This is a genomic window from Achromobacter sp. EB05, assembly GCF_044232075.1.
GTDB classification, from domain to species: domain Bacteria; phylum Pseudomonadota; class Gammaproteobacteria; order Burkholderiales; family Burkholderiaceae_B; genus Achromobacter; species Achromobacter dolens.
Window position 1 is genome coordinate 266,345 of sequence record NZ_CP155917.1, and the last position, 25,056, is coordinate 291,400.

The window sequence follows — 25,056 nt, forward strand, 5'->3', positions numbered from 1 at the left end:
TCGCGCGCTTCAAGGGGCGCGCATGCGGCCGCTTGCGCCCATGTCCGCCCATTGCGCCAATCTGGCCTTGGCCCATTGCGCGGCCCTGGGCAGGCCGTACTGCGCGCGGGCCTGCTGGTACAGCGCCTGCGCCTCCTCGAGTCTGACACCTGCTTCGTAGCAGGCCCTGCCGATGAATTCGGGTTCCAGTTCTATGAACATGCTGGCTAGCAGTTCCTTGACCAAGGCGTCGCCGGAGACTGCGCCGAAGTCGCCCGCGCGCAATGCGGCGGCGACATGAAATGGCGTCACGACCTGTCCGTAGGGCGCGTTCAGGTGTGTCGCGATCATTTCGAGATACCGGGTGGACTGCGTCGGCACGGCAGGCTCCTGCTTATGGCGCGTTGGCGTTGTGGACCGATCCGGTTTGTATTATCCGCCGGGCGCCCGATCATCGGTGGATTCCGTGTGGATGGCCGCCGATTACCCGCGCACGTCGATGCGGGTCTCGAACTTGGCGCGGTGCACCGAGAAGAACGTGCGCACGTTGCGCACGTTGGCGTGCGCGGTGAAGGCGCGGTGCGCCAGCGCGTGATAGGCCGGCATGTCCTTGACCTGCGCGATCACCACGAAGTCCGGCCCCGGCGACACGCGGTAGCACTGCAGCACCGCCGGTTCTGCCAACATGATCTGTTCGAAGGCGTCCAGGCTTTCGGCCGCCTGCACGTCCAGCGTGATCTCGACGATGGCGGTCAGCGTGCTGCCCAGCTTCCCGGCCGCCAGGATGGCCACCTGGCGCGCGATCACGCCTTCTTCCACCAGGCGCCGCACCCGCCGCAGGCAGGTCGGCGGCGAGGCGTGCACGCGCGCGGCCAGCTCCTGGTTGGTCAGCGAGTTGTCGTCTTGCAACTGTTCCAGGATGCGCAGGTCCAGATCGTCCAATTCCGGCAGGGTGATCGGCTGGTTTTGCATGATTAATTCATGAATGGATTATTTATGCAATATTATTTAATCACAAATATGTAAGTGAATAAACTGTCAAATATGACCAGATAAAGAAATCAAATTTCTTGTCGGGACGCGCACAATGCGTTCCGTACTCGAACTTTCAGGAGTCTCTCCTATGTGCGGCATTGTTGGCGCCGTCGCCCAGCGCGACATCACCCCGATCCTGGTCGAAGGCCTGAAGCGGCTGGAATACCGCGGCTATGACTCCTGCGGCGTCGCCGTGTACGCCGACGGCCACCTGCGCCGCACGCGCAGCACCCAGCGCGTGGCCGAGCTGGCCGAGCAGGTCGCGCAGGACCATCTGCAAGGCTTCACCGGCATTGCCCACACCCGCTGGGCCACGCACGGCGTGCCGGCCACGCACAATGCTCATCCGCACTTCTCGCGCCTGGGCAACGACGAACCGCGCATCGCGCTGGTGCACAACGGCATCATCGAGAACCACGACGAACTGCGCGCCGAGCTGCAGGCCGTGGGCTACGTCTTCGAAAGCCAGACCGACACTGAAGTGATCGCGCACCTGGTCAACCATCTGTACGCCGGCGACCTGTTCGAGGCCGTGCAGAACGCCGTGCGCCGCCTGCACGGCGCCTACGCCATCGCCGTGTTCTGCCGCGATGAGCCGCACCGCGTGGTCGGCGCGCGGCAGGGTTCGCCGCTGGTGGTGGGCGTGGGCCAGAACGAGAATTTCCTGGCATCGGATGCGCTGGCGCTGGCCGGCACCACCGACCAGATCATCTACCTGGAAGACGGCGACGTCGTCGATCTGCAACTGGCGCGCGTCTGGATCGTGGACGCCAATGGCAAGGATGTGAAGCGCGAAGTGCACACGGTGCACGTGCATACGGGCGCGGCCGAGCTCGGCCCCTATCGCCACTACATGCAGAAAGAGATCTTCGAGCAGCCGCGCGCCGTCGGCGACACGCTGCAGGACATCGAGTCCATCACGCCCGAGCTGTTCGGCGACGACGCCTACAAGATCTTCAAGGACATCGATTCGCTCTTGATCCTGGCGTGCGGCACCAGCTATTACGCCGGCCTGACCGCCAAGTATTGGATCGAATCGATCGCCAAGATCCCCGTGGCCGTCGAAATCGCCAGCGAATACCGCTACCGCGACAGCGTGCCGAACCCGCGTTCGCTGGTCGTCACGATCTCCCAGTCGGGCGAAACCGCCGACACCCTGGCCGCGCTCAAGCACGCCCGCTCGCTGGGCATGGAAAACACGCTGACCATCTGCAACGTGTCCACCAGCGCCATGGTGCGCGAGTGCAAGCTGTCGTACATCACCCGCGCCGGCGTCGAAATCGGCGTGGCCTCGACCAAGGCCTTCACCACGCAGTTGACCGCGCTGTTCCTGCTGACGCTGGCGCTGGCGCAGGTGCGCGGCCGCCTCACCGACGAGCAGGAGGCCGAACACCTGAAGGCGCTGCGCCACCTGCCCGTGGCCATCGGCTCGGTGCTGGCGCTGGAACCGCAGATCATGGCCTGGGCCGACCGCTTTGCCTCGAAGGAAAACGCGCTGTTCCTGGGCCGCGGCATGCATTACCCGATCGCGCTGGAAGGCGCGCTCAAGCTCAAGGAAATCAGCTACATCCACGCCGAGGCCTACCCGGCCGGCGAACTCAAACACGGCCCGCTGGCCCTGGTGACCGAGCACATGCCCGTTGTCACCATCGCGCCCAAGGACGAGCTGCTGGAAAAGCTGAAGTCCAACATGCAGGAAGTGCGCGCGCGCGGCGGCGAGCTGTACGTGTTCGCCGACGCCGACAGCAAGATCCAGAGCGCCGAAGGCATGCACGTGATCCGCATGCCCGAGCACTACGGCAAGCTGTCGCCGATCCTGCACACGGTGCCGCTGCAACTGCTGTCGTACCACACGGCCTGCGCCCGCGGCACCGATGTGGACAAGCCGCGCAACCTGGCCAAGAGCGTGACGGTGGAGTGATATCGCGGCGAGGACGCGGGGCCGCCGCCGTGGCGGCCCCTTTCCATTGCCGGTCGGCGCCGACCCGAGCCGGCCGCGGCGGCTAGTCGATAATCGGGACGTGCGCGGCGGCAGTTTTCGGCAAGTCGCCGCTCAACCTCGGATCTCTCTGCACTTCCACCCGGATTGCGTACGGTTTGAAGCCCGCTTTCATGTAGAAGCGCAGTGCCGAAGGATGGTCGTAGGTGCAGGTGTGGACCCACATCCGGGTGATGGGCCGCACCCAGGCCAGTTCCACTGCCTTGCTCATCAGCGCGCGGCCCACGCCCCGGCCCGTGCAGTCCGCGGTGAGCCCCAGGAACGCCAACTCGCATTCCCCTTCCGTGCGGAAGTCCAACTCCAGAATGCCAACGTCCCCAAGTCCGGTCCGGACAATGTGGATGTCGACGTCGGGGTGCGCGAGGATGGCGGCCAACTCGCCGTCTTCCATGAAAAGGCGTGAAAACCACAGCCAGTCGGCCCCGACCTTGCGGAACAGCGCGCGGTAGGCATCCAGGCCGATTCCGGCAACCGGGGCCAGCTCGAAACCTTGGGGCAAGGAAGCGCCGGGCAAGTCGGGCCTGGACAGCATTTCGAGGTCGGTGACGACACTGGCAATGTGTCCGCGGGGGACGGCGGTGTAGCCGATGGGAATGGGCGAAGAGGCGGCGGTCATAGTCTGCTCGTTCAGTAACGGCAGCACTATGCCCGCGGGCGCGCGGCCCTGTCTTGAACGCTATTTCAGCCGTCGCGCCATTGGCCGGGCGGGACGCCGACGACGGCCCGGAACCTGCGCGTGAGGTGGGACTGGTCGGCAAATCCCAGGTCCAGCGCCACCGCCGCAATGTTCTCGCCTTGGGCGATTCTCTTGCGCGCTTCGGCAACCCGTTGGTTCCAGCGCCACGCCAGCGGGGGCATGCCATAGACCCTGGAAAAGGCCCGAACGAGCTGCACGGGCGTCATCCCCGCCGATGCCGCCAGGTCCGTCAGCGTCGGCAAGGCAGGGTCGTCGCGCAGGCGGTCGGCGATGCCGCTGATGGACGCCGGCACGTGCCTGGATGTCGCGGGTCCGCCCGATCCCGCCATCTGCAACAGTTCGTCGAAAACGTGGACCAGCCCTTCCTGCGCCACGCTCTCGGGCGTGTTCCGGTTCAGCGCTGACAGGATGGCGCCGCGCAGCCTGGCTGCAATGCCTGGCGCTTGCAGCAGGGGCTTGTCGAAAACGGTTTCCGGGTTGATGCCGAGCAGGACCGGGAGGGCGGCCGGGTCCACATACATGCTCGCGAATTGCCACGACTCACTGATGACATGGGAGCTTTGGACCTGCGCCGGGTTGTAGAGCGTGACGTCACCCTCGGCGGCGTCGAAGCATTTCCTGTCGAGCTTGATTTTTTCCCAGCCCCGCACATTGACGCTGATCACGAATTCGTCGTGGAAATGGGGCGCAAAGCCGCGCGTGCCGTCCGCGATGTGCGCGACCTCGATACCGGTGAATTGACGGCGATTGAACGACCCCATGACGGCCATGTTAGCGCGACGCCCTGGCGCGCCGCGCGGCCGGACGTTGCCCTGCCGGACCATGTCCCGCTGGCATGGGGGCGCCCGGCCTCGGCCAGAGCATGAGCAGAACTAATGATTTCATCCAAATAAAATCATTTTTATTCATGGAAGGCGCAACATAAAATACGGCTCGAATATTGAAAGTGTCAAGACTGCCAAATCAAAAATCCGAAGAAATTTGGAAATAAATGACGGCGGAAAATAGACGCGAGCTTTTTGTCAGAAATTTGAGCGCCGGATCAGAATGAGTAAAGAGTTTACATTTGCCATCAAGAGCATTTGTTTCGATGAGGATTATCGTCCCGCGGACAATACGCGAATCACGACCAACTTCGCCAATTTGGCCCGGGGGGAGAGCCGTCAGGAGAATCTGCGCAATACGCTCAGGATGATCGACAATCGCTTCAACGCCTTGGCGCACTGGGATAATCCCAAGGGCGATCGCTATTCCGTAAAGCTCGAGATCATTTCCGTCGAATTGAATATCGAAGGCCAAAGCAGCGGTAACGGCCTGCCGCTGATCGAAGTGCTGAAGACGAGCATTTTCGACCGGCATACCAATGAACGCTTCGAGGGCATCGTAGGCAATAACTTTTCCTCGTACGTGCGGGATTACGACTTCAGCGTGCTGCTGCTGGAGCACAACAAGAATACGACCGCCTTCAGCACGCCGGAGAATTTTGGCGACCTGCACGGCAAGCTCTTCAAGAGCTTCGTGAATTCGAGCACCTATAAGGAAAACTTCCACAAGGCGCCCGTCATCTGCCTGAGCGTTTCGAGCAGCAAGGTCTATCAGCGCACCGAAAACCAGCATCCCGTGCTGGGCGTCGAATACCTGCAGGACGAGTATTCGCTGACGGACGAGTATTTCAAGAAAATGGGAATGAAGGTGCGCTACTTCATGCCGCCCAACAGCGCCGCGCCGCTGGCGTTCTATTTCACCGGCGATCTGCTGGGCGATTACACCAATCTCGAGCTGATCAGCACCATCAGCACGATGGATACCTTCCAGAAGATCTATCGGCCCGAGATCTACAACGCCAACTCGGCTGCCGGGAAGTCCTACCAGCCGAGCCTGAAGCACCAGGATTATTCCCTGACCCGCATTGTCTACGATCGGGAAGAGCGTAGCCGGCTGGCTGTCGAGCAGGGCAAGTTCGTCGAGGAAAACTTCATCAAGCCGTATCAGACGGTTCTTGAGCAGTGGTCCGCGGCCACCCCACATTGATTAATAAAGAGCATCAGGTCTTATTGTGAAAAAACTGCTTCCCACCTCCACCGCCGGCAGCCTGCCCAAACCTTCCTGGCTGGCAGAGCCCGAGACCCTGTGGTCGCCCTGGAAATTGCAGGATGGCGGACTGATCGAGGGCAAACAGGATGCCCTGCGCCTGTCGCTGCAGGAACAGCAGCACGCGGGCATCGACATCGTCAGCGATGGCGAACAGACGCGCCAGCATTTCGTGACGACGTTCATCGAGCACCTGGACGGCGTCGATTTCGAGAACCGCAAGACCGTCCGCATCCGCGACCGCTATGACGCGAGCGTGCCGACGGTGGTGGGCGCGGTGGCGCGCAAGAAACCGGTCTTCGTCGAGGATGCCAAGTTCCTGCGCCAGCAGACCAAGCAGCCGATCAAGTGGGCCCTGCCCGGTCCGATGACGATGATCGACACGCTGTATGACGATCACTACAAGAGCCGCGAGAAGCTGGCTTGGGAATTCGCCACGATCCTCAACCAGGAAGCCAAGGAGCTGGAAGCGGCCGGCGTCGACATCATCCAGTTCGACGAGCCCGCCTTCAATGTCTTTTTCGACGAGGTCAATGACTGGGGCGTCGCCACGCTGGAACGGGCCATCGAAGGGCTGAAGTGCGAAACCGCCGTCCACATCTGCTATGGCTACGGCATCAAGGCCAATACGGATTGGAAGAAGACGCTGGGTTCGGAATGGCGGCAATACGAGGAAGCCTTCCCCAAGCTGCAGAAGTCCAATATCGACATCGTTTCGCTGGAGTGCCACAACTCCCACGTGCCGATGGAGCTCATTGAGCTGATTCGCGGCAAGAAGGTGATGGTGGGCGCCATTGACGTGGCGAGCAATACCATCGAGACGCCCGAGGAAGTGGCCAACACCTTGCGCAAGGCGCTGCAGTTCGTGGACGCCGACAAGCTCTATCCGTGCACCAACTGCGGCATGGCTCCGCTGTCGCGTGCGATCGCGCGCGCCAAGCTGAGCTCGCTGAGCGCAGGCGCGGAGATCGTCCGCAACGAACTCTCGAACTGATTTCGAGACGGGAAATGGCCGTCGCAAGCTGCTTGCGACGGGCCTGCCCGCAAGGCCTTACATAGCATTCGCGCTGCACCCAGTCGCCAGTTTTGGCAGTCCCTACCATGTCACTCCCCAGTCCCGCCATCGAGCCGTTGCGCTTTCGTGAAGCGCTCGGGCACTACGCGTCCGGTATCACGGTGGTCACCACCCACATCGATGGCGAGCCGATCGGCTTTACCTGCCAGTCGTTCCACAGCGTGTCGATGAGCCCGCCGCTCGTGTCGTTCAGCGTGATGTCCAATTCGGCCAGTTATCCCAAGATCCGCCAGGCGGGCCGCTTTGCCGTGAACATCCTGTCGGATGCGCAAGTCGAGGTGTCCAACCAGTTCGCCCGGCGTGGCACAGACAAGTGGCGCGGCATCGACTGGAAGGAATCGCCGCTGGGCAATCCGCTCATTGCCGGCAGCCTGCACTGGATCGATTGCGAGATCCACGCGGAATACGCCGCCGGTGACCACGTGATCGTGATTGGCGAAGTGAAGGCGCTGAATCTGCAGGAAGCGGCGGCCACGCAGCCATTGCTGTATTTCAAAGGGCAATATCGCAACATCGCCGCGCACGGCGCGGCTTGAGCGCCAATCGCCGCTGGCCGAATCCGTTGCGGCGCGAGGTGGCGCGGCGCCCCTGAACGACTTGGTATCGAGCTGTCTTGAGTGCATTGAAACAGGCGTTGAACGCGAGACGCTTCGCCTGCGTGCTGGAGATCATTCCTCAACAGTCTCCCGCGCGCCGGGCCGCGCTCGAGCGTATCGTGCAACGCGGGCACCTGGCCGGCTGGCCGTTGCTGCCTGCCTTCGCCGACCGCGTCGGCCTGCATTCCGACCTGAGCCCCCTGCAGGGGGCCGGGGCGCTGGGCGATCCGGCTTCATCGCTGTTGCATTTCTCGGGCAAGGATCGCGCGCGCGCCGACCTGCTGGGCCAGATGGACGCGATGCAGGCGCGGGGCCTGTCGCAACTGCTGCTGCTCAGTGGGGACCGCCTGCCTGGCCATGATCCGGGACGGGCGCCCGTGCGCTATCTGGAGTCGGTGCCCGCGCTGCAGATTGCCCGCGAGCACGGCCCGGACTGGCTGCTGGGCGCGGCGTTGAACCCGTTCAAATACCGTGAGGAAGAAGGCGCCGCGCAGTACCTGAAGGCGCAGAAGAAACTGCTGGCCGGCGCGGATTTCCTGACCCTGCAACTGGGCTTCGACGCCGCCAAGCATCTCGAAGCCCAGGCCTGGATGCGCGCCCAGGGCCGCGTCAAACCCATGCTGGCCTGTGTGATGCGGCTGACCCACAGGCGCGCGGCGGCGTTGCAGGATGTGCCCGGCATCGTCATCACCGACGCCATGCGCGAATTGCTGGGCAGGGAGCAAGAGATTTCGCCCGCCGATGCCAGCGCGCGCAGCCTCGAGCGGCTGGCGCTGCAGATCGTGGGTCTGCAATGGATGGGTTATGCCGGTGTGCATCTGTCCGGAGTGCACACGCTGGACGAATTGTTGTTGCTGGAGCAGGCGATCGCCGAGCAACGGGATGCGGTGGCCTCGCTGTCCGACTGGATGGATCGATGGCAGGCGAGTTGGCGGATGCCCGGGATGCCCCAGACAGGCTTCGCCCCTGGCATTGACGCGTGGGAGCTGGGGCAGTCCGATGTCGCGGCCACTCCCGGGGAGCGTTTGCGCTATACGCTGCTTTCCACGGTGCATGAACAGCTCTTCGATCGCACGGGATGGCTCGGCAGCGCCTTTGGCTGGAGTGTGACGCGGCCGTTCTGGAAGACCGGCGTGGCGGCGCGGGCGCTGCTCGCGGTCGAACGGACATTCAAGCGGCCGCTGGTGGGTTGTGACACCTGTGGCACCTGCCGCTTGCAGGACACACTCTACGTCTGCCCCGAGACCTGTCCCAAAGGCCTGGCGAACGGCCCCTGCGGCGGCACCCGGCTCAATCGATGCGAATTCGGCGACCGGGAATGCGTGCACAGCGTCAAGTATCGGATCGCCAAGTCCGCGGATCGGTTGCCTGCGCTGGCGCAGACGTTGATTCCCTGTATCGAGGCGGGCGACCGGCATCGCAGCTCGTGGCCCGAATGGTTCAAGCCGGAGGATCCGACGCGGGGCAATGATTGCCAATCGTTGCCAAAGTCTGGTTGATACCTCGATGCTCCCTCAGAATGCACCACGCCTTGGCGTTTGCCTGCCTGTTGCCTGACGTGGAGCCCATCCCATGCGTGTCGAGACGATTTCCAGATTGGCCTTGCTGGCCGCCGTTACCGTGCTGGCGGGCTGCGCGCAACCCGTGTCGACCCGCGAAGTCGCGCTCAATGCCGATGCCTACACCGCGCGCACCCTGTTGCCCGATGCCCTGCCGCCCGCGGTGCGGGCCAGGCTGCCGGCGGCGGGCACGCAGCCCATGGGGTTTCGCGCCTTGCGCATGACGGGCACCCAGCATACCGTCGGCATCGACCACGTCGCGGTGGACAGCGAGTACGAATTGACGTTCCACAATGATCGCGACGACGGCACGTTGCGCAGTATCTATATCGGCAAGCTCAATGGCCTGCCGGTCAACTACGTGTTGGCGCTCAACTATCGCAGCCTGGCGCTGCTGATCCATCAGGCCGGCGGATTCAAGGCCGCGCAGGTGCCGCCGCGCTGGATGGCGCGCGACATCCAGCAATGGCCGGGCGATGTGTTGGCCAATCCGCCGGAAAATGCCCGGTTCACGCTCGAGAGCGAGGGCGGATGGGAAGGGCGGCGAACCGGGCCCAGGCAAACGCTCGCCTGCGCCAGCGGCACGGATTATCCCGCGAATCAAGTGCATGAGCGAATTCCCGGGCAAGCCATCGATTTGGATTGCGTGGAGACCAATGAAAGCGGTTTGTCGGTGCGCAAGCTGCGCTATGCCTTCCTGCGTCAGCTTGGAGTCGCGCTGGTCGTCGAGAGCACGACGCCCAGGGCCAGGACGACGACGACCATCGATACGCTACGGATGGAATGATTGCCGCGCCGGATGCCGCGCGGCCCGAACACGCCCGAAGCCGTGTTCGTCGCCTTGGGCATGGCGGACGAGCTCTACAACCCCAGCGATCTGGACCGCGCCTATCGGCGGGACGATCCGCGCTGCTTTCCGTTGATCACCGCCTGTGGCGATATCGAGTTCCACTTCGTTGTGACCACCGCCGGTGGGGTGGAGGTGGGGTTCGAGCATGACGACCCGGACGCGCACGATTCGCAGGCGCGCCTGCGGTGGTTCTGCTGGACGCGATGATGTCGTGGGGCGCGCCGGATCATGAAGGCGCGGGCGTGTAACCGGGTTCTTATTTGACGGTCTTTCCGTTCTTATCAATGACCTGCCAGTTTCCGCCCGACCACCAGCGATGCTCGCCATCGCTTTCTTCCTTGCAGCCGAAGCCCACGCTGGCCCTGCCGTCCTTGAACGGAAAGGCGCAGTCGTAGACGGGGGCGACGACGATGGCGCCGGTTTCTTCGTCGGCATAGCCGATCTTGCCGTTCAGGCGGATGCGGTAGCGCCCGTCCTGTGGATAGTCAGGCCCGTTGTCGAACAGGTAGACCTGGTAGGGCTCGTGCAATTGCACGTCGGCGACACGGAATCCGCCGGCTTGTTTATCGAGATAGATGCAGTAGCGGAATGGATTGCTGGCAAGGAAGCACTCGTCTATCCATTCGGGTTCCAGCGACCGCTGCTTCAGGGTGGCACGGGCCTGTGCGGCGGTGTCATCGACGTCTGCTTGGGCCATGGCCGGAAACGGCAGGGCCAGCAGGATGAGCAGGAGCGGGCGGATGAGGGACATCGCGGTGGGCGGCGGCGGCCGCCATGGCAAGAGGGACGGAGCGTCATCATAGGCCGTTTGCCGCGGGGTGCGCGCCGCCGGGGCGCAATGTCAGGGGGCGACCGCGGGCGCCGCGAGTGGCGGTATTCCGCCGGCCGCTCAGGCCGACGCCGTCATGCCGCCGCCGGCCTCCATGCTGGCGCCGCCCACGCCGCCACTGTCCAGGCCGGCGCCGGTCGGGCCGCCGCCTTCGATCGCATGGGCCGATTTTTCGGCGTCGGCCAGGGCGTCCTGCACCTCGGCGACCTGTTTCTGGGTGGCCTTGTCCTGCATGCGCAGCTTGCTCTTGAGCATGGCGAGCAGTTCCTTCATGGCGCGGATGGCGTCGCGCACCGCCTGGGCATCGTCCTGGCGGCGCTTCTGCTCGACCTGCCGTTCCTGGCGGGATTCGGCGGCGGACGTCGACTTGTCGTCGTCGCCGCTGGCGGCATTGGGTTTGTCTTGCTCGCCGGGCACCGAGACGTCCTTGGCGGCGTCGCGCGGCGCCGGGGTCGCGGCTTGCGCCGCGGGGGCGGGATCCGCCGCTTCGGCCGTGTCGGCGGCGGTCGCGACGGCGGTGTCGCTGGCGGCGGCATAGGCCGCCACGGCGCGCGAGGCGGTGGCGGCGCTGGGCACGGCGGCCTGGGCCGATGCTGCGTCGCCGGCATCGGCTGACGCGGGCCCGGCGGCGTTGGCGTCTTCGGCCGTGGCGGCCTGCGAGACGGTGGCGGCGGGGCCGTCCGTCGCGGGGCCGCTGGCACCCTGCACCACGGGCGCCGCCGTGGCGTCGGCGGCGCTCGCGGCCGGCGCGGCGCTGGCGCTGCTTTTGAGCGCCGCGGCGGCCTGGCCGAGTTCGCCGGCCAGTTGACGTAGTTCCAGAAGGATGGATTTGGCCGCGGCCTTGCCCAGGAACATCAGCATTTTCTTGAGCATCTCGATGCGCTGCTTGATCTGCGAGACGCGGGAACGGGCGAAATCCTGGCGCGACTGGGCCGCATCGACGGCGATCTGCGAGGCGGCCTTGCGCGCCTTGGCGGCGCGTTCGAGGGCGTCGTCGCTCAGCACCACGCGGACCGAGACCGGGCGGTCGCTGGTCGTGGTTTCCAGGTTCTGCGCCTTGGCATCGGCGTCGGCGTCGCGTCTGGCGGCGCGCGGGTCGCTGCCGGCGGGGACGGCGGGAGGAAGGAGGTTGTCGGTGGCCAATGGCTGCATGGGGATGTTCCGGTAAGGCGGGGCACATGGCATCGGGGGCGGGCCGGGTCGGCCGCTGCCCGCGATGGCGAGGTGACACGATATGTACGGCTGTCCGGCGCGCATTCTTTAACCGGAGGCGGTGGGGATCGGTCCGAGATCGCGTCGCGGGCGGGCGGCGGTGGTATCTTCTGCCCCATGTCCGCCCGTGATTCCTCCTTGTCCCTGTCCAGCGCGCCGGTGGCGCCAGACGTCGCCCGGCCCTACGTGCAGGCCGCCGGCACCACACGCACCCTGCATTTTTCCGAGAAAGTCATCCAGAGCCGCATGTCGACGCTCAATCCCGACGCGCTCGACCTGGAGTACACGCGGATGATGATGGGCTTCGTGCTGTTCGCCCCGGAGCCCGCCGACATTCTGATGGTGGGGTTGGGCGGCGGTTCGCTGGCCAAGTTCTGCCATCGCTACCTGACGCGTTCGCGCATCGCGGTGGTCGAGATCGACCCGGCCGTGATCGCGCTGCGCGAGGCGTTCATGGTCCCGCCCGACAGCGATCGCTTCCGGGTGGTGCAGGCCGACGGCGCCGATTATGTGCGCGGCCTGTGCGAGGCCGCCGACGTGCTGCTGCTCGACGGTTTTGACGATGCCGGGATTCCTGACGCGCTGTGTTCGGCGGATTTCTACGCGGACTGCCATCGCGCCCTGCGCGACGACGGCATCCTCGTGATCAACTTCCACGTCAACCATCCGGATCACCACGAGTACCTGGACCGGGTGCGGACCGCGTTCGGCAGCGCCATGTTCGAGGTGGTGGACGACGACATGACCAACAGCATCGTCTTCGCCTGCAAGGGCGACCTGCTGGATGATCCCGCGGCGGCCGACCTGAAGCGACCGGCCGCGATCGCCAAGGATGCCTGGCGCCAGTTGATGCCGACCTTGCGCGTGATCGGGGCCACGCGGGAATTGAAGTAGCACCGGGGGCGGGTTGCGCGGCCGCCCTACATCTGGTTGCGGGCGGCGGACTTTGGTTGCATCTGGCCGGCCAATGTGTCGCGAGGGCTTGATAGCATCCCCGCTTTCCCCGACAGGCAGGTCGCCCACCATGAGTATCTTCTCCCGCTTTTTCGGCCGCTCCGATACGCCCGGCGAGACCGCGGCCCTCACGGCCAATCCCGATATCGACAATCCATCGAGCCTGCAGGTCGTGTTCGCGGCGCCGCTGGCCCTGAAAGCCGACGCGCTGGCGGCGGCCTTGCGCGCCTACCACCCGGAAATGCGCCAGGCGCGCGCCGAGATCGAGCCGGACATGCCGGAACTGGTGGGCATGGTCGGCTGGGGCAGGCATGTGGTGCGCATGGTGGGCTGGAACGCGCCGTTGCCCCAGGAGGCGCTGGAAGTCTGCGTGGCGCCCGCGCACTACCCCGCGCCGGTCAAGGAGCAGGTGCGCGCCCACGTCAGCCACATTCTGCTGTACTACGCGGGCTTCGACGAGGATCCGCTGGAGCAGTACGTGGCGATGGCCGCGGTGGCTGGCGCGCTGGGTCGCTTCAACGCGGTCGCGGTGCTGAACGAGCATGCGCACACCTCGTTGCCCGCCGGCGTGTTCACCGACGATTCGCTGGGAGACGAAAGCCTTGAGGTGCTGCGTTCGCTGCCGCTGACCATGCTGTATTGCGGCTTCGTGAAATACGAGGTCGAAGGCGTGCAGGGCGTATGGATGCGCACCTACGGCGGCGACCGTTTCGGCCTGCCGGATTTCGCCGTGCTGGCCGAGGGTCACCACCAGGGCGAGGAGTATTCCGGCATGTTCAATAACATCATGGCCTACATGCTGGACAGCGGCGCCGAGTTGGCCGCCGGACATACCATGCAGATCGGCGAGGCCCGCTACATGAAGCTGCGCGAGCCGCGGGAGGCCGAGTACTACCTGCAGGGGCCTGGCCCGGTGCTGGTGGCGGAGATCATCGACGCTTCGCAGATCAATCAGCCCGAAGCCGGCCCCCAACACTGACGTCCCGCCGGGCCGGCGTTCGTCCGGCCCATTGGCGCCCCGGCCGGGGCGCCGTCACATGACCTTGCTTGCCTCTCGCTGCGTTTCATTTGGAAATTATTCTGCCGCTTGCCGATGCGTTGCGGCCCAAGAAAATTCCACCCTGGCACAGCATTTCAAAAATCGGACAAATAGAAGCGCGCACATAGGAGGAAATGGCCGAAGTTGGGGCCATTAATACGAAATAGCGCATTTCAATCCGTCACTTCCAAATATAAATTCTGTATTCAATTGTATATACTCGCCGCCGGATTTCTTTCTTTCAAACGACGCCCGGCGGGTTTGGCGCGGGCCAGCAGGAGAGTGGCATGTTGAAGAAGGCAGTACAGCTTGGCGCGGTAACGATGTTGTCGCTGGTGGTCGCGGGTTGCGCCACCGAACGCTCCCAGTCCGTGGCGGTCCCCGCCGTGGCGGCGGCCAGCAAGCCCTATCAAGGCGTGCGCAGCCCGATCTCGGTAGGCAAGTTCGACAACCGCACCAACTATCTGCGTGGCGTGTTCTCCGACGGCGTGGACCGGCTGGGCGGCCAGGCCAAGACGATTCTCGTCAGCCACCTGCAGCGCAGCGGCCGGTTCCAGGTGATGGATCGCGAGAACCTCTCCGAGATCGCCCAGGAAGCCGCCTTCAACAAGAAGGCCAGCCAGATCAAGGGCGCGCGCTACGTGGTGACGGGCGACGTGACCGCCTTCGGCCGCAAGGTGACGGGCGACCAGCAGTTGTTCGGCATTCTCGGTCGCGGCAAGGAACAGGTGGCCTATGCCAAGGTCGACCTGAACGTGGTCGACGTGACGACGTCCGAAGTGGTGTATTCCGCGTCCGGCGCCGGCGAATACAGCCTGTCCAACCGCGAAGTCATCGGCTTCGGTGGCACCGCCGGGTACGACTCGACGCTGAACGGCAAGGTGCTGGATCTGGCGATCCGCGAGGCCGTCGACCGCCTGGTCGACGGTATCGAACAGGGCGCCTGGCAGCCCGTACAACAGTGAAAGGGCGCCCCATGTTGAACAATCTGGCGATGGTTCGCCCGGTCGCGCTCGGGCGCGCCGGCCGCATCCTGGCGGTGGCCGCCCTGGCGGGCGCGCTGACTGCGTGCGCGCAACCCAAGAGCATGTATAGCTGGCAGTCATACCAGCCTTCGGTCTACGCCTACCTCAAGGACGACGGCGCCGATTACGCGGCGCAGACGCTGGCGATGGAAAAGAACATCGAGACCGCGCGGGCGACCAACGCGGAACTGCCGCCGGGCTTCCGCGCGCATCTTGGCATGCTGTATCTGAAGATGGGCGAAGGCGCCAAGGGCGTGGAGCAGTTGGAAGGCGAGAAGGCGGCTTTCCCGGAGTCCAAGCCGTTCATGGACTTCCTGCTGCGCAACGCCAGCAAGACGGCGGAAAACGCGTCGCAGGCCGCCCAGCCCGAGGCGGCGAAACCCGCGGCGCCCGCCAGCCAGGCCGCGCCTGAGCAAGCAACCAAGAAGGGAGCCTGACATGACCACGACCCTCCGTATCGCCGTGCTGGCGCTGGTGGCCTTGCTGGCCGGCTGCGCCGCGCCGCAACGCAATGTGGACTACGCCGCTTTCCGCGAGAGCAAGCCGGCGTCTATCCTGGTGCTGCCGCCGCTCAATACCTCGGTGGACGTGGCCGCGACAGCCGCGGTCTTGTCGCAGGCAACCTTGCCGCTGGCGGAATCGGGTTACTACGTGATCCCGGTGGCGGTGATGGACGAGACGTTCAAGCAGAACGGCCTGACCAGCGCCGAAGAAATCCATGAGCTGCCGGCTCCGCGGTTGCGCGAGATCTTCGGCGCCGATGCCGCGCTGTACATGACCGTCAAGCAGTATGGCTCCAGCTACGCCGTCCTTTCCAGTTCGATCACGGTCTCCATCGATGCCGCGCTGGTCGATCTGCGCACCGGCGCCAAGCTGTGGGATGGCAGCAAGCAGGTGGTGCAGGCCAGCAATGGCGGCGGCGGCCTGATCGGCATGCTGGTGCAGGCGGTGGTGGACCAGGTGGTCAACACGCTGTCCGACCGCAGCTTCGGCGTGGCGGGCATGACCAACAACATGCTGCTCAGCGCCGGCACGCCGGGCGGCATCCTGTACGGTCCGCGTTCGCCGCGCTACGCCGCGCAGTAAGTCCCCGACGTTTGCATCGGGTCGCACAGCCCTCGAACCGTTGCTCGGTTCGAGGGCTGTGTCGCATTCGACGTCCGCTGGCGCGGGCCGTCCGGTCAGGCCGCGCAGTTCGCGCCCTGCGCCACGCGGCGCCGGGCCGGCCAGAGGCGCAGGGCCAGGGCGCCGACCGCCGCGGCCGTGGCCACCGCGGTCACGCCGATCCAGCCCCAGTGCGCCAGTGCCAGGCTGCCGAGCGCACCGCCCGCGGCCATGCCGATGAAGACGCTGACCATCAGCACCGCGTTGAGCCGGCTACGCGCGGCGGGGTCGATGCCATAGACAATGCTCTGGTGCGCGATCAGCGCCACCTGGATGCCCAGGTCGAAGCCGATGGCGCTGGCCGCGATCAGCCACAGGCCTGATTGGGCCGACAGCAACGGCAGCAACGCCATGGTGGCGAACGACACCGCGGTCAGCGCGGCGCCCAGGCGGCTGACGGCGTTGGGGCCGCGCCGGTCGGCGTAGCGGCCGGCCAGCGGCGCCGCCAGGGCGCCGGCGGCGCCGGCCAGGCCGAAGGCGCCGGCCGCCGCCGCGCCCAGGTGGAATGGCGCCTCGTGCAGCATGACCGCCAGGGTCGACCAGAAGGCGCTGAAACCCAGCGACAACAGGCCTTGCGCGGTCGCGGCGCGGCGCAGTTCGCCGTGCTGGCGCCACAGGCGGGGCAGCGAGCGCAGCAGTTCGGCGTAGGGCAGCCGGGAGGTCGGGGCGAACGCGGGCAGGCCGCGCCACAGGGCCGCGCCCAGCGCCACGATCGACACCGCGGCGGCCAGGAACATGGTGCGCCAGCCGAGCTGTTCGGCGACGAAGCCGCTGATGACGCGTGACAGCAGGATGCCCAACAGCAGGCCGGTCATCACCGTGCCGACGATGCGGCCGCGATGCGCGGGGGGCGCCAACGTGGCGGCGGCGGGCACGATGTCCTGCGCCAGGGTGGCGGACAGTCCGATGGCGAAACTGGCGGCCAGCAGCACGCCGATGGCGGGGGCGGCGGCGGCCAGCAACAGCGCCGCGGCGAGGGCGGCGGCCTTGATCAGGACGATGCGCTTGCGGTCGTAGCGGTCGCCCAGCGGCGCCAGCAGCAGGATGCCGAACGCATAGCCCAACTGGGTCAGCGTCGGAATCCAGCCAAGCTGGCTGGCGCTGGCGTGCAGGTCCGCGCCCAGGATGCCCAGCATCGGTTGGTTGTAATACAGGGACGCAACGGCCAGGCCGGCGCCGATGGCGAGCAGCAGGACCAGTCCGGCGGACGGATCTTGGGTTGTGGGCGCGGGGTGCGCCCGGGTATCGGAGGACATGATGGGGGTTCCGTTCAGGAAATAGGCCGCGAAGGGGGCACGGGGCAGATTCTGAGCGTCCGCGGGGGCCGTGGGTAGCCGTCCCCCGGGTAGATCCGTTATACGATAGGCGTATGACCAAGCCCGCCCTGCCCGCCGCAACTGGAACAGACCGCCTGCTGTTGCTGGAGACCTTCATACGCATCGTGGAGGCTGGCAGCCTGTCGGCGGCCGCTTTGCAGTTGGGAGCGACGCAGCCGACGATCAGCCGCCGGCTGCAGTTGCTGGAGCGCTCGCTGGGGGTGCGTCTGCTGCAGCGCTCGACCCACGCCATCCGGCTGACCGACGATGGTCAGCGTTGCTACGAACGCGCCCGGGAATTGACGACCACCTGGCAGTCGCTCGAGAGCGAGGTCAGTGGCGCGGGCGAGGACCTGACCGGGTCGTTGCGAGTGGTGGCGCCGCACGCGTTCGGTCAGAACCAGTTCATGGAGGCGTTGGCGCATTACCTGCGCCAGTATCCCCGCATGCGGGTGGAATGGCTGCTGCATGACAGGGTGCCGGATTTCATCGCCGAGAACATCGATTGCGCGATCAAGGTCGGGCCGGTGCAGGATCCTTCGGTGGTCGCGATCAAGCTGGGCGATGTGGCGCGCAGCGTCATGGCGGCGCCGTCGCTGCTGGGCGGCGGCCCCCTGCCCCGGCATCCGTCCGAACTGGCGGCGCTGCCGTGGCTCGCGCTGCGCACGTTCTACCGGGACGAAGTCAGCCTGACGCACGTCCGCACTGGCGAGGTGGTGCGCATCGACATCGTGCCGCGCCTGTCCACCGACGGCCTGTACGCGCTGCGCAAGGCCGCGCTGCAAGGCCTGGGCGTGGGTATCGCGTCGGCCTGGGCGCTGCGCGAGGAACTGGCCAGCGGCCAACTGGTGCAGTTGGCTCCGGACTGGTTCGCCCCGCCCTTGCCTGTCTATCTGGTCTACGCCCCGTCTCGCTTGCAACCACCGCGGCTGCGGCGTTTCATCGAGGTCATGCGCGAGCATCTGCCCGCGGAGTTGCGCGCGAGTGACGCGGTTTAGGCGCAGATCGCGGCATATCAGGGATTACCAGCAGCGCCGCGGCCGGATTGCGACAAGTGGCATCGACCGTTGCCAGAATGGCAGCTTCCTTGCATTTTGTGTGGAAAGTGGGCGCTAGGCATTGACCTGGGCATCGGACAGAATTTCTGTACCGAAACATCAGGGGAAAATAATGACGACACTGCTCACCACCACCGACGTCGCGAAGATCGTGGCCGCACAGGGCCCGCGCAAGGTATTCGAAGATCTGCTGGATTATCTGCTGGCCGATTTCCTGCGCTGGCAGGAGTTCGACAAGAGCGCGCGCGTCGCCAGCCATTCGGCGACCGGCGTGATCGAACTGATGCCCACGGCCGACAACGATCTTTACAGCTTCAAGTATGTCAACGGCCATCCTGGCAATCCGGCGGCCGGTTTGAGCACCGTGATGGCCTTTGGCGCGCTGGCGCAGGTCAACACCGGCGAACCGCTGCTGATCAGCGAACTGACGTTGACCACGGCGCTGCGCACCGCCGCCACGTCGGCGCTGGCCGCCCGCGCCCTGGCTCGTCCGGGCTCGCGCAGCATGGCGTTGATCGGCAACGGCGCGCAAAGCGAATTCCAGGCGCTGGCGTTCCATCACATTCTCGGCATCGACACGTTGCATCTGTATGACGTCGACCCGGCCGCCACCGACAAGCTCGAGCGCAATCTGGCCGGCGTGCCCGGCCTGCGACTGCGACGCTTCGACAGCACCGCCGCCGCCGCCAAGGGCGCGGACATCGTGACCACGGTGACGGCCGACAAGGCCTATGCCACCATCCTGACCGTCGACATGATCGAGCCGGGCATGCACATCAACGCCGTGGGAGGCGACTGCCCGGGCAAGACCGAGCTGCACGCCGACGTGCTGCGGGCCGGGCCGGTATTCGTCGAATACGAGCCGCAGACGCGCATCGAGGGCGACCTACAGCAGATGCCCGCCGACTTCGCAGTGACCGAGTTGTGGCGCGTGCTGACGGGCCAGAGCGCCGGCCGGCAGGGCGATCACGACATCACCGTGTTCGACTCCGTCGGTTTCGCGCTCGAGGACTTCTCGGCCCTGCGCTGGCTGCGCGACAGCGCAGTCAAGCATGGCATCGGCACCCGCGTGGAAGTGGCGCCGAGACTGGCCGATCCGAAGAATCTGTTCGAACTGGTGCGTGGCCGCCAGGCCGCCGCGCAGGCCGCGGCCCGCGTCAACCCGGCGCTGCTCAAGGACTGAGCCGCGCCAGGGCGCCGCGGCCTATTCGGATTGCGCCGGCTCGTGCGACACCGGCCGCCCCAGCAGGAAGCCCTGGAAGTGCGAGCAGCCTTCCTGCGTCAGCCTTTCCAGTTGGGCCGCGGTCTCCACCCCCTCGGCGGTGGTCGGGATATCGAGGCTGCGGCCGATGCCGTTGATGGCGCGGATGATGGCGAGCGCTTCCTTGCTCGATTCGACGTCCTGCGTGAAGGACTTGTCGATCTTGATCTTGTCGAATTCGAAGGTGCGCAGGTAGCCCAGCGATGAATAGCCGGTGCCGAAATCGTCCAGCGCCACTTTGACGCCCAGTTGCTTGAGCCGGTTGAGCGTGGTCAGGTTGGCCTCGGAATTGGCCAGCAGCACCGATTCGGTGATTTCCAACTCCAGCCGCCGCGCCGGCAGGCCGGAGGTGGCCAGGGCGGATTCCACCAGCGAGACCAGCGCGTTGTTGGTGAATTGCGTGGCCGACAGGTTCACCGCCACGGTTTCGTGCGCGTCCCAGGTCATGGCTTCGCGGCAGGCTTCGTGCAGCGTGAAGGCGCCCAGCTCGTGGATCAGGCCGGTCTCTTCGGCGATGGGGATGAAGTCGTTGGGCATGATCAGGCCCTTGGCCGGATGCTGCCAGCGCATCAGCGCCTCGCGCCCCACCGTGCGGACGTGGGTGATGTCCTTGATCGGCTGGTAGTACAACTGTAGCTGCTGCGACAGGATCGCCTGGCGCAGGTCCATTTCCATTTCGTGGCGCTTGAGCGCGGCCGCTTCCATTTCGGGCTTGAAAAACGCCAGGCAGTTGCGGCCATTGCGCTTGGCTTCGTACAGCGCCATATCGGCGTAGCGCAGCAGGTGATCGGCGCTGGCTTCCTGCGCGGTAGCCCGGGCGATGCCGATGCTGACGCTGACCGGCACCGTGTGGCCATCGACCTGGAACGGCTCGCGCACCGCATCGATGAGGCGCTGCGCCATATGGCGCAGGTCGTCGGTCTTCTCGATGCCGGGCAGCACCACCGCGAATTCGTCGCCGCCCAGTCGCGCCAGCGTGTCCTGCTCGCGCAGGTTCTTGGCCAGGCGCCGTGCCAATTGACGCAGCAGCTCATCGCCGTACTGGTGGCCAAGCGTATCGTTGACGCTCTTGAAATTGTCCAGGTCCAGGCATAGCACCGCGGCGCTGCGTTCCCGGCCCTCGGGCGACAGCGCCTTGAGGAGCCGCTCGCGGAACAGGCGGCGGTTGGGTATCCCGGTGAGCGTGTCATGGTGTGCCATGTAGCGCACCTGGGCCTGGGCCGCGTTCTCGTCGGTGATGTCGTCGGCGATCAGCAGCACGTAGCGCGAACGCGGGTCGCTGCTGTGAAACACCAGCGTCTTGCTGCGCAGCGTGCGCGGGCCGCGGCCGGTGACGACCTCTTCCTGACCGGCCTCGCGCAGGGCGCCGTCGGAGCGCAGGGCGTCATTGGTCAGGCGCTCGAAGAATTCATGGACCGCGGGCGGCAAACATTGCTGCATGGTGCGGCCCTGCATCTGCTCGCGGCGCGCGCCGAAGACGTTTTCGGTCTGCCGGTTGGCCAGCAGGATGCGGCGTGACACCGCGTCCAGCACGAGCACGCAGGACGGGATGTGCGAGACCACGGCTTCCAGGAAGCTGGACAGCGAGGTCAGCTCGCTGTTGTAGCGCTCGGCCAGTTCCTTGGCATGCAGCACCTGCAGTTCGCGTTCGCGGCGTTCGGTGCAATCGCGCGTGATCTTGGCGTAGCCGATGAGCGCGCCAGCGTCGTCGTGGATGGCGTCGATCACCACATGGGCCCAGAACGGCGCGCCGTCCTTGCGGATGCGCCAGCCTTCGGCCTCGAAGCGGCCCTGCTCGCGGGCGATGCTCAGGCCGCGTCCCGGCAGACCCGAGGCCTGGTCGGCGGGGCTGTAGAAGCAGGAAAAATGCCGCCCCACGATTTCGTCCCGCGTATACCCCTTGGCGCGCTCGGCGCCGGCGTTCCAGTTGGCGACGGTGCCGTCGGGGTTCAACATGTAGATGGCGTAGTCAACGACACCTTGCACGAGGTGCCGATACATGACGTCGGAATGGTCGATGATCATTGAGAGTGGGCAGGCGTAACAGGCTCAGGGTTTCATGCGTTGCTTGAGGGCCTGCGTGATCATGGGGATGTCGAGATCCTGGCCCGGATGCTTCTGGCAGAAGTCGTACAACACCGCGATGTAGGCGTTGCCCAGCAGTTTGGTGATGGCGCCGGCGGTGGTGGCGGCGATGGTGCCGCCGATCGCGCTGCCGGCGCCGGGGATGAACTTCAGCAGGCCCGACACCACCGAGCGCCCGACCATCGTGGCCGCGGACGCGCCCAGCGTGGACGTGACCAGCGTGCTGATGGCGGCGGTGTTCAGTTCCATGCCGAAGGTGATGCCGATCTTGGCGATCATGCCGACCTGAATCGGCACCAGCGCCACGGCGTCGGAGAACGGGATCGGCGCGGCGGCGGCCGAGGCGGCCAGGCCGGCGGCGACGTTGACCTCTATTTCAGCCCGCTTTTTTTTTACTTCCAGCGCTTTCTGGTTGCGGGTCGAGAGCGCGTTGGCGTAGGCGCGCTGCTGCGATTCGGGAATGAACGCGGCGGTGGCTTCGATCAGCGCGTCCAGCCCCATTGGCGGCAGGTCGGCGTCCAGTTCCTCGATGCGTTCGGGCAGCGCGCGCACCGCCACCACCTGGCGCGCGCGCGGCAGCAGCGCCCGCGCCTGTTCCAGGAAGGGGCTGTTCTTGCGCGCCTTGGTGAGCACGCCGATGACCGGTATGCCGGCATCGGCCAGCAGCGCGCACAGCTCGATCTCGGCATCTTCGACACGGTGGCTGCTGTCCTGGATGCACAGCCAGGCCACATGCAGATGCCGGTCCTGGTCTTCCGAAGCCGCGCGCTCGCGGATCAGGTCGGCCAGTTGCTGACGCGAGTGGGCGTAATCGCCAACTTCCAGGCCGCGGGTGTCGATGATGGTGAGCGGATGGCCGGGCCGCGAGAATTCCTGCGTGGTCTGCGTGACCGGCTTGCCGGCGCCGGTCTTGGCCAGGTCGCCGCGGAACACCGCGTTGATGAGCGTGCTCTTGCCTACGCCGGTCTTGCCGGCGACCAGGATGTTGACGCGGCCGGCGCCGCGCGTGGCGGTGCTGATCGCATCGGCGATCGCGTCCTGCAACTGGGGCGTGTCGTGGCGGGGCGGAGTCATGGTTGGCAAGGGCAGGGCGCGCGGCGGGCGCGGGGATCGGATATGGCTCGATTCTAGCGACAAACGCCGACTGGGCCTTACCGCCCGGGCCGACTGGGCCTTACCGCCCGGCCGCCGCGGGATCAGCCGTACAGGTGCTCCGCGTCCGGAAAGCGGCGCGCGCGCACGTCGGCGGCGTAGTCGCGGGCGGCATCCTGGATGCGGGCCGACAGGGTGTCGTAGCGCTTCACGAAGCGGGCGGTGCGGTCGAACATGCCGAGCATGTCGTCAACCACCAGCACCTGGCCGTCGCAGCCGGCGGACGCGCCGATGCCGATGGTGGGGCAGGCGATGGCTTCGGTGATGGCCAGCGCCAGCGACTCGACCACGCCCTCGATCACCACCGCGAAGGCGCCGGCGTCGGCCACGGCCGTGGCGTCGGCGGCGATGCGGGCGTATTCGGCATCGCCGCGGCCGCGCGCGCCGTAGCCACCGAGAATGTTGACGGCCTGGGGCGTGAGGCCGATGTGCGCCATGACGGGAATGCCCCGCGCCGACAGGCAGGCGATGGCCGGCGCCATGGCCTGGCCGCCTTCCAGCTTGACGGCGCTGGCGCCGGTTTCCTTGAGAACGCGGGCGGCCGAGCGGAAAGCCTGTTCGGGGCTTTCCTCATAGCTGCCGAAGGGCATGTCGACCACCACCAGCGCCTGGCGCGCGCCGCGCACGACGGCGGCGCCGTGCGCGATCATCATGTCGAGCGTGACGGGCACGGTGGACGGCAGCCCATAGATGGTCTGCGCCAGGCTGTCGCCCACCAGCAGCGCGTCGCAGTGGGGATCGAGCAATTCGGCCATGCGCGCGGTGTAGGCGGTGAGCATGACCAGCGGCTCGGCGCGCTTGCGGGCGCGAAAGGCCGGGACGGTCATGCGGCGCGGCGCGGCGGCCGCGGAATTCAGGGTGGCGGTGGTGGACATGCGGGGCTCCTGGTCTGCGGCGCGCGGGGCCTGGTGCGGACGCCGCGCGCGGCACAGGTATATCACGGCGGCGGGGCCGGCGCCTCCAGCAGGGCCGCGCGCATGTCTTCGAGAAAGGTCGCGGCGATGTCGTCCAGGTGGCTGCGCCGTTTCGCCACCATGCTGATCTCGACATCGTAGTGGTAGACGTTGGCGTCCAGCGCATGCAGCAGGCCGGCGGCCACGTACGGCGCCGCATAGTGCTCGGGCAGGTATCCGAGGTGCGCGCCCGACAGGATCAGGATCAGTGCGGCCTCCATGTTGTCGGCCTCGGAGGTGATGTGGCGCGGCCGGCCGGCGAACGAGGACTCCGGCAAGGGGTAGGTGCGCCAGGTCCAGTCGGCGTCGGCCAGATCCTGCTCGGTGACGCGGCCGGCGCGCGCCGCCAGCGGATGGGTGGCGCCACAGTAAGCGATCTGGCGTTCCTGGAACAGCGCGGTGTAGTCCAGCATCGGCACCCGGTGCAGGAAGTAGCCGATGGCGACCTGCATCTCGTCCTTGAGGATCAGCTCTTCGAGTTCGCGCGGGCTGCGGATCAGCACCGACAGGCGCACGGCCTCGTCGCGCCGGCGGAATCTCTCGATGGCGTGGCCGATGCGCGCGTTCTGCGCCATGGTGGCGTTGCCGATCAGGCCCAGCGTCAGGTTGCCCACCAGTTGCCGATGCATATTGCGCGCCTGCGCGCTGAAGTCATCCAGCGACGCCAGCGCGCGGCGCGCCAGCTTGTCGAAACGCTGTCCCTTGGCGGTCAGGCGAAAGCCGCCGCGCCCGCGTTCGCACAGGGTGAAGCCAAGCCGGGTTTCGAGCGTGGCGAGCTGGCTGCTGATGGTGGACTGACCCACGCCCAGCAGGGCCTGCGCGGCCGACACGCCGCCAGCGTCGACGATAGTCAGGAAGACGCGGATCAGCCGCAGGTCGAGGTCGGAGACGTTCGAGAGCATAGGGTAACTACCGACAAAACATTGATGAAGATCGATGTGAATTTTCCGAACCAGATATGGATGGAAAAAGAGTGGATTCCTATTATTCCACCGGTGTTGCCGATTCAACCTGGCGCCGGTGCCGTCGGCGGCCAACAGGCAGTCGGCAGCCCGGAGAATCGATTTTTTACGGATTCACTTCTACGTAGATAGTTGTTTGGCCGGCGGCGGTCATTCAGCGCGCGG

The 25,056-nt window shown here is 66.0% G+C and carries 26 protein-coding genes; 15 read left to right on the plus strand and 11 right to left on the minus strand.

Going from position 1 to position 25,056, the window contains the following annotated elements; genetic code table 11:
• Window positions 1-9: 9 nt before the first annotated feature.
• Both AAID08_RS01250 and AAID08_RS01255 read right to left on the minus strand, forming a co-directional pair.
• The gene (locus AAID08_RS01250) at window positions 10-360 is read right to left on the minus strand and encodes a hypothetical protein (RefSeq protein WP_240806481.1); all 351 of its coding nucleotides are present in this window, start codon (window positions 358-360) and stop codon (window positions 10-12) included.
• Between the two features lie 102 nt (window positions 361-462).
• Entirely contained in the window at window positions 463-951 is a 489-nt protein-coding gene (locus AAID08_RS01255) for an Lrp/AsnC family transcriptional regulator (RefSeq protein ID WP_054503700.1), read from the minus strand.
• A gap of 151 nt (window positions 952-1,102) precedes the next feature.
• Here AAID08_RS01255 and glmS point away from each other — a divergent pair, with 151 nt between their 5' ends.
• On the plus strand, window positions 1,103-2,935 hold the full coding sequence (gene glmS / locus AAID08_RS01260) for a glutamine--fructose-6-phosphate transaminase (isomerizing) (protein ID WP_064524576.1): 1,833 nt from the start codon (window positions 1,103-1,105) through the stop codon (window positions 2,933-2,935).
• A gap of 82 nt (window positions 2,936-3,017) precedes the next feature.
• Here the strand turns inward: glmS and AAID08_RS01265 are convergent, their stop codons facing one another.
• Together AAID08_RS01265 and AAID08_RS01270 are read right to left on the minus strand one after the other, a co-directional pair.
• Complete coding sequence (locus AAID08_RS01265; protein ID WP_336236032.1) at window positions 3,018-3,629, minus strand: GNAT family N-acetyltransferase; 612 nt, start codon at window positions 3,627-3,629, stop codon at window positions 3,018-3,020.
• A 65-nt stretch (window positions 3,630-3,694) separates the two neighbouring features.
• Entirely contained in the window at window positions 3,695-4,480 is a 786-nt protein-coding gene (locus AAID08_RS01270) for a helix-turn-helix domain-containing protein (RefSeq protein WP_395757274.1), read from the minus strand.
• Between the two features lie 277 nt (window positions 4,481-4,757).
• On the opposite strand from AAID08_RS01270, the gene AAID08_RS01275 reads away from it, so the two are divergent.
• The 6 genes from AAID08_RS01275 to AAID08_RS01300 all read left to right on the plus strand — a co-directional run bounded on the left by AAID08_RS01275 (window position 4,758) and on the right by AAID08_RS01300 (window position 10,088).
• Window positions 4,758-5,741 (plus strand): DUF1852 domain-containing protein, encoded by a 984-nt coding sequence (locus AAID08_RS01275; RefSeq protein WP_054503697.1) that lies wholly within the window; start codon window positions 4,758-4,760, stop codon window positions 5,739-5,741.
• Window positions 5,742-5,766: 25 nt separating this feature from the next.
• Entirely contained in the window at window positions 5,767-6,795 is a 1,029-nt protein-coding gene (locus tag AAID08_RS01280) for a methionine synthase (protein ID WP_175143653.1), read from the plus strand.
• 107 nt (window positions 6,796-6,902) lie between these two features.
• Complete coding sequence (locus AAID08_RS01285; RefSeq protein WP_054503695.1) at window positions 6,903-7,412, plus strand: flavin reductase family protein; 510 nt, start codon at window positions 6,903-6,905, stop codon at window positions 7,410-7,412.
• A gap of 77 nt (window positions 7,413-7,489) precedes the next feature.
• Entirely contained in the window at window positions 7,490-8,971 is a 1,482-nt protein-coding gene (locus AAID08_RS01290; protein ID WP_054503694.1) for a methylenetetrahydrofolate reductase C-terminal domain-containing protein, read from the plus strand.
• A 73-nt stretch (window positions 8,972-9,044) separates the two neighbouring features.
• Window positions 9,045-9,818, plus strand: coding sequence for a hypothetical protein (locus tag AAID08_RS01295; RefSeq protein ID WP_395757275.1), 774 nt, complete (start codon window positions 9,045-9,047; stop codon window positions 9,816-9,818).
• Window positions 9,819-10,088, plus strand: a complete 270-nt coding sequence (locus AAID08_RS01300) for a hypothetical protein (protein WP_175167256.1) — start codon at window positions 9,819-9,821, stop codon at window positions 10,086-10,088.
• A gap of 49 nt (window positions 10,089-10,137) precedes the next feature.
• On the opposite strand, the gene AAID08_RS01305 is transcribed toward AAID08_RS01300, so the two are convergent.
• Together AAID08_RS01305 and AAID08_RS01310 are read right to left on the minus strand one after the other, a co-directional pair.
• Window positions 10,138-10,632 (minus strand): hypothetical protein, encoded by a 495-nt coding sequence (locus AAID08_RS01305; protein ID WP_240317273.1) that lies wholly within the window; start codon window positions 10,630-10,632, stop codon window positions 10,138-10,140.
• 138 nt (window positions 10,633-10,770) lie between these two features.
• Entirely contained in the window at window positions 10,771-11,862 is a 1,092-nt protein-coding gene (locus AAID08_RS01310) for a hypothetical protein (RefSeq protein ID WP_395757276.1), read from the minus strand.
• Between the two features lie 177 nt (window positions 11,863-12,039).
• Here AAID08_RS01310 and AAID08_RS01315 point away from each other — a divergent pair, with 177 nt between their 5' ends.
• From AAID08_RS01315 to AAID08_RS01335, 5 genes are all read left to right on the plus strand, one after another.
• The gene (locus AAID08_RS01315) at window positions 12,040-12,816 is read left to right on the plus strand and encodes a fused MFS/spermidine synthase (protein ID WP_175143661.1); all 777 of its coding nucleotides are present in this window, start codon (window positions 12,040-12,042) and stop codon (window positions 12,814-12,816) included.
• Between the two features lie 130 nt (window positions 12,817-12,946).
• Window positions 12,947-13,855 (plus strand): DUF4261 domain-containing protein, encoded by a 909-nt coding sequence (locus AAID08_RS01320; RefSeq protein WP_064528775.1) that lies wholly within the window; start codon window positions 12,947-12,949, stop codon window positions 13,853-13,855.
• Between the two features lie 347 nt (window positions 13,856-14,202).
• The gene (locus AAID08_RS01325) at window positions 14,203-14,880 is read left to right on the plus strand and encodes a CsgG/HfaB family protein (RefSeq protein WP_054503684.1); all 678 of its coding nucleotides are present in this window, start codon (window positions 14,203-14,205) and stop codon (window positions 14,878-14,880) included.
• An 11-nt stretch (window positions 14,881-14,891) separates the two neighbouring features.
• Window positions 14,892-15,377, plus strand: a complete 486-nt coding sequence (locus AAID08_RS01330; RefSeq protein ID WP_054503683.1) for a DUF4810 domain-containing protein — start codon at window positions 14,892-14,894, stop codon at window positions 15,375-15,377.
• Between the two features lies 1 nt (window position 15,378).
• On the plus strand, window positions 15,379-16,026 hold the full coding sequence (locus tag AAID08_RS01335) for a DUF799 domain-containing protein (RefSeq protein ID WP_054503682.1): 648 nt from the start codon (window positions 15,379-15,381) through the stop codon (window positions 16,024-16,026).
• 95 nt (window positions 16,027-16,121) lie between these two features.
• Here AAID08_RS01335 and AAID08_RS01340 read toward each other — a convergent pair whose 3' ends face one another.
• Entirely contained in the window at window positions 16,122-17,360 is a 1,239-nt protein-coding gene (locus tag AAID08_RS01340; protein WP_064528777.1) for an MFS transporter, read from the minus strand.
• Between the two features lie 113 nt (window positions 17,361-17,473).
• Here AAID08_RS01340 and AAID08_RS01345 point away from each other — a divergent pair, with 113 nt between their 5' ends.
• Window positions 17,474-18,418 carry a LysR family transcriptional regulator gene (locus tag AAID08_RS01345; protein ID WP_175167253.1) on the plus strand — a complete coding sequence of 315 codons (945 nt, stop codon included), beginning with the start codon at window positions 17,474-17,476 and terminating at the stop codon, window positions 18,416-18,418.
• Between the two features lie 172 nt (window positions 18,419-18,590).
• Entirely contained in the window at window positions 18,591-19,661 is a 1,071-nt protein-coding gene (locus tag AAID08_RS01350; protein ID WP_175189855.1) for an ornithine cyclodeaminase, read from the plus strand.
• Between the two features lie 21 nt (window positions 19,662-19,682).
• Here the strand turns inward: AAID08_RS01350 and AAID08_RS01355 are convergent, their stop codons facing one another.
• From AAID08_RS01355 to AAID08_RS01370, 4 genes are all read right to left on the minus strand, one after another.
• Window positions 19,683-21,764 (minus strand): GGDEF and EAL domain-containing protein, encoded by a 2,082-nt coding sequence (locus tag AAID08_RS01355; RefSeq protein WP_116791698.1) that lies wholly within the window; start codon window positions 21,762-21,764, stop codon window positions 19,683-19,685.
• A gap of 24 nt (window positions 21,765-21,788) precedes the next feature.
• Complete coding sequence (locus tag AAID08_RS01360; RefSeq protein WP_395757277.1) at window positions 21,789-22,898, minus strand: YcjF family protein; 1,110 nt, start codon at window positions 22,896-22,898, stop codon at window positions 21,789-21,791.
• A 122-nt stretch (window positions 22,899-23,020) separates the two neighbouring features.
• Complete coding sequence (gene panB / locus AAID08_RS01365) at window positions 23,021-23,851, minus strand: 3-methyl-2-oxobutanoate hydroxymethyltransferase (protein ID WP_395757278.1); 831 nt, start codon at window positions 23,849-23,851, stop codon at window positions 23,021-23,023.
• 62 nt (window positions 23,852-23,913) lie between these two features.
• Window positions 23,914-24,831 carry a LysR family transcriptional regulator gene (locus AAID08_RS01370; RefSeq protein WP_054503677.1) on the minus strand — a complete coding sequence of 306 codons (918 nt, stop codon included), beginning with the start codon at window positions 24,829-24,831 and terminating at the stop codon, window positions 23,914-23,916.
• Between the two features lie 24 nt (window positions 24,832-24,855).
• On the opposite strand from AAID08_RS01370, the gene AAID08_RS01375 reads away from it, so the two are divergent.
• Window positions 24,856-25,023, plus strand: coding sequence for a hypothetical protein (locus AAID08_RS01375; RefSeq protein WP_395757279.1), 168 nt, complete (start codon window positions 24,856-24,858; stop codon window positions 25,021-25,023).
• Window positions 25,024-25,056: the final 33 nt, after the last annotated feature.

Excerpts from the sequence above, each read along its gene's own strand:
- panB (WP_395757278.1), bottom strand. The coding sequence starts at position 23,851 with ATGTCCACCACCGCCACCCTGAATTCCGCGGCCGCCGCGCCGCGCCGC.
- AAID08_RS01255 (WP_054503700.1), bottom strand. The coding sequence starts at position 951 with ATGCAAAACCAGCCGATCACCCTGCCGGAATTGGACGATCTGGACCTG.
- AAID08_RS01360 (WP_395757277.1), bottom strand. The coding sequence starts at position 22,898 with ATGACTCCGCCCCGCCACGACACGCCCCAGTTGCAGGACGCGATCGCC.
- AAID08_RS01310 (WP_395757276.1), bottom strand. The coding sequence starts at position 11,862 with ATGCAGCCATTGGCCACCGACAACCTCCTTCCTCCCGCCGTCCCCGCC.
- AAID08_RS01295 (WP_395757275.1), top strand. The coding sequence starts at position 9,045 with ATGCGTGTCGAGACGATTTCCAGATTGGCCTTGCTGGCCGCCGTTACC.
- AAID08_RS01315 (WP_175143661.1), top strand. The coding sequence starts at position 12,040 with ATGTCCGCCCGTGATTCCTCCTTGTCCCTGTCCAGCGCGCCGGTGGCG.
- AAID08_RS01335 (WP_054503682.1), top strand. The coding sequence starts at position 15,379 with ATGACCACGACCCTCCGTATCGCCGTGCTGGCGCTGGTGGCCTTGCTG.
- AAID08_RS01330 (WP_054503683.1), top strand. The coding sequence starts at position 14,892 with ATGTTGAACAATCTGGCGATGGTTCGCCCGGTCGCGCTCGGGCGCGCC.
- AAID08_RS01370 (WP_054503677.1), bottom strand. The coding sequence starts at position 24,831 with ATGCTCTCGAACGTCTCCGACCTCGACCTGCGGCTGATCCGCGTCTTC.
- glmS (WP_064524576.1), top strand. The coding sequence starts at position 1,103 with ATGTGCGGCATTGTTGGCGCCGTCGCCCAGCGCGACATCACCCCGATC.
- AAID08_RS01375 (WP_395757279.1), top strand. The coding sequence starts at position 24,856 with ATGAAGATCGATGTGAATTTTCCGAACCAGATATGGATGGAAAAAGAG.
- AAID08_RS01340 (WP_064528777.1), bottom strand. The coding sequence starts at position 17,360 with ATGTCCTCCGATACCCGGGCGCACCCCGCGCCCACAACCCAAGATCCG.
- AAID08_RS01345 (WP_175167253.1), top strand. The coding sequence starts at position 17,474 with ATGACCAAGCCCGCCCTGCCCGCCGCAACTGGAACAGACCGCCTGCTG.
- AAID08_RS01265 (WP_336236032.1), bottom strand. The coding sequence starts at position 3,629 with ATGACCGCCGCCTCTTCGCCCATTCCCATCGGCTACACCGCCGTCCCC.
- AAID08_RS01270 (WP_395757274.1), bottom strand. The coding sequence starts at position 4,480 with ATGGCCGTCATGGGGTCGTTCAATCGCCGTCAATTCACCGGTATCGAG.
- AAID08_RS01285 (WP_054503695.1), top strand. The coding sequence starts at position 6,903 with ATGTCACTCCCCAGTCCCGCCATCGAGCCGTTGCGCTTTCGTGAAGCG.
- AAID08_RS01325 (WP_054503684.1), top strand. The coding sequence starts at position 14,203 with ATGTTGAAGAAGGCAGTACAGCTTGGCGCGGTAACGATGTTGTCGCTG.
- AAID08_RS01350 (WP_175189855.1), top strand. The coding sequence starts at position 18,591 with ATGACGACACTGCTCACCACCACCGACGTCGCGAAGATCGTGGCCGCA.
- AAID08_RS01320 (WP_064528775.1), top strand. The coding sequence starts at position 12,947 with ATGAGTATCTTCTCCCGCTTTTTCGGCCGCTCCGATACGCCCGGCGAG.
- AAID08_RS01305 (WP_240317273.1), bottom strand. The coding sequence starts at position 10,632 with ATGTCCCTCATCCGCCCGCTCCTGCTCATCCTGCTGGCCCTGCCGTTT.
- AAID08_RS01355 (WP_116791698.1), bottom strand. The coding sequence starts at position 21,764 with ATGATCATCGACCATTCCGACGTCATGTATCGGCACCTCGTGCAAGGT.
- AAID08_RS01275 (WP_054503697.1), top strand. The coding sequence starts at position 4,758 with ATGAGTAAAGAGTTTACATTTGCCATCAAGAGCATTTGTTTCGATGAG.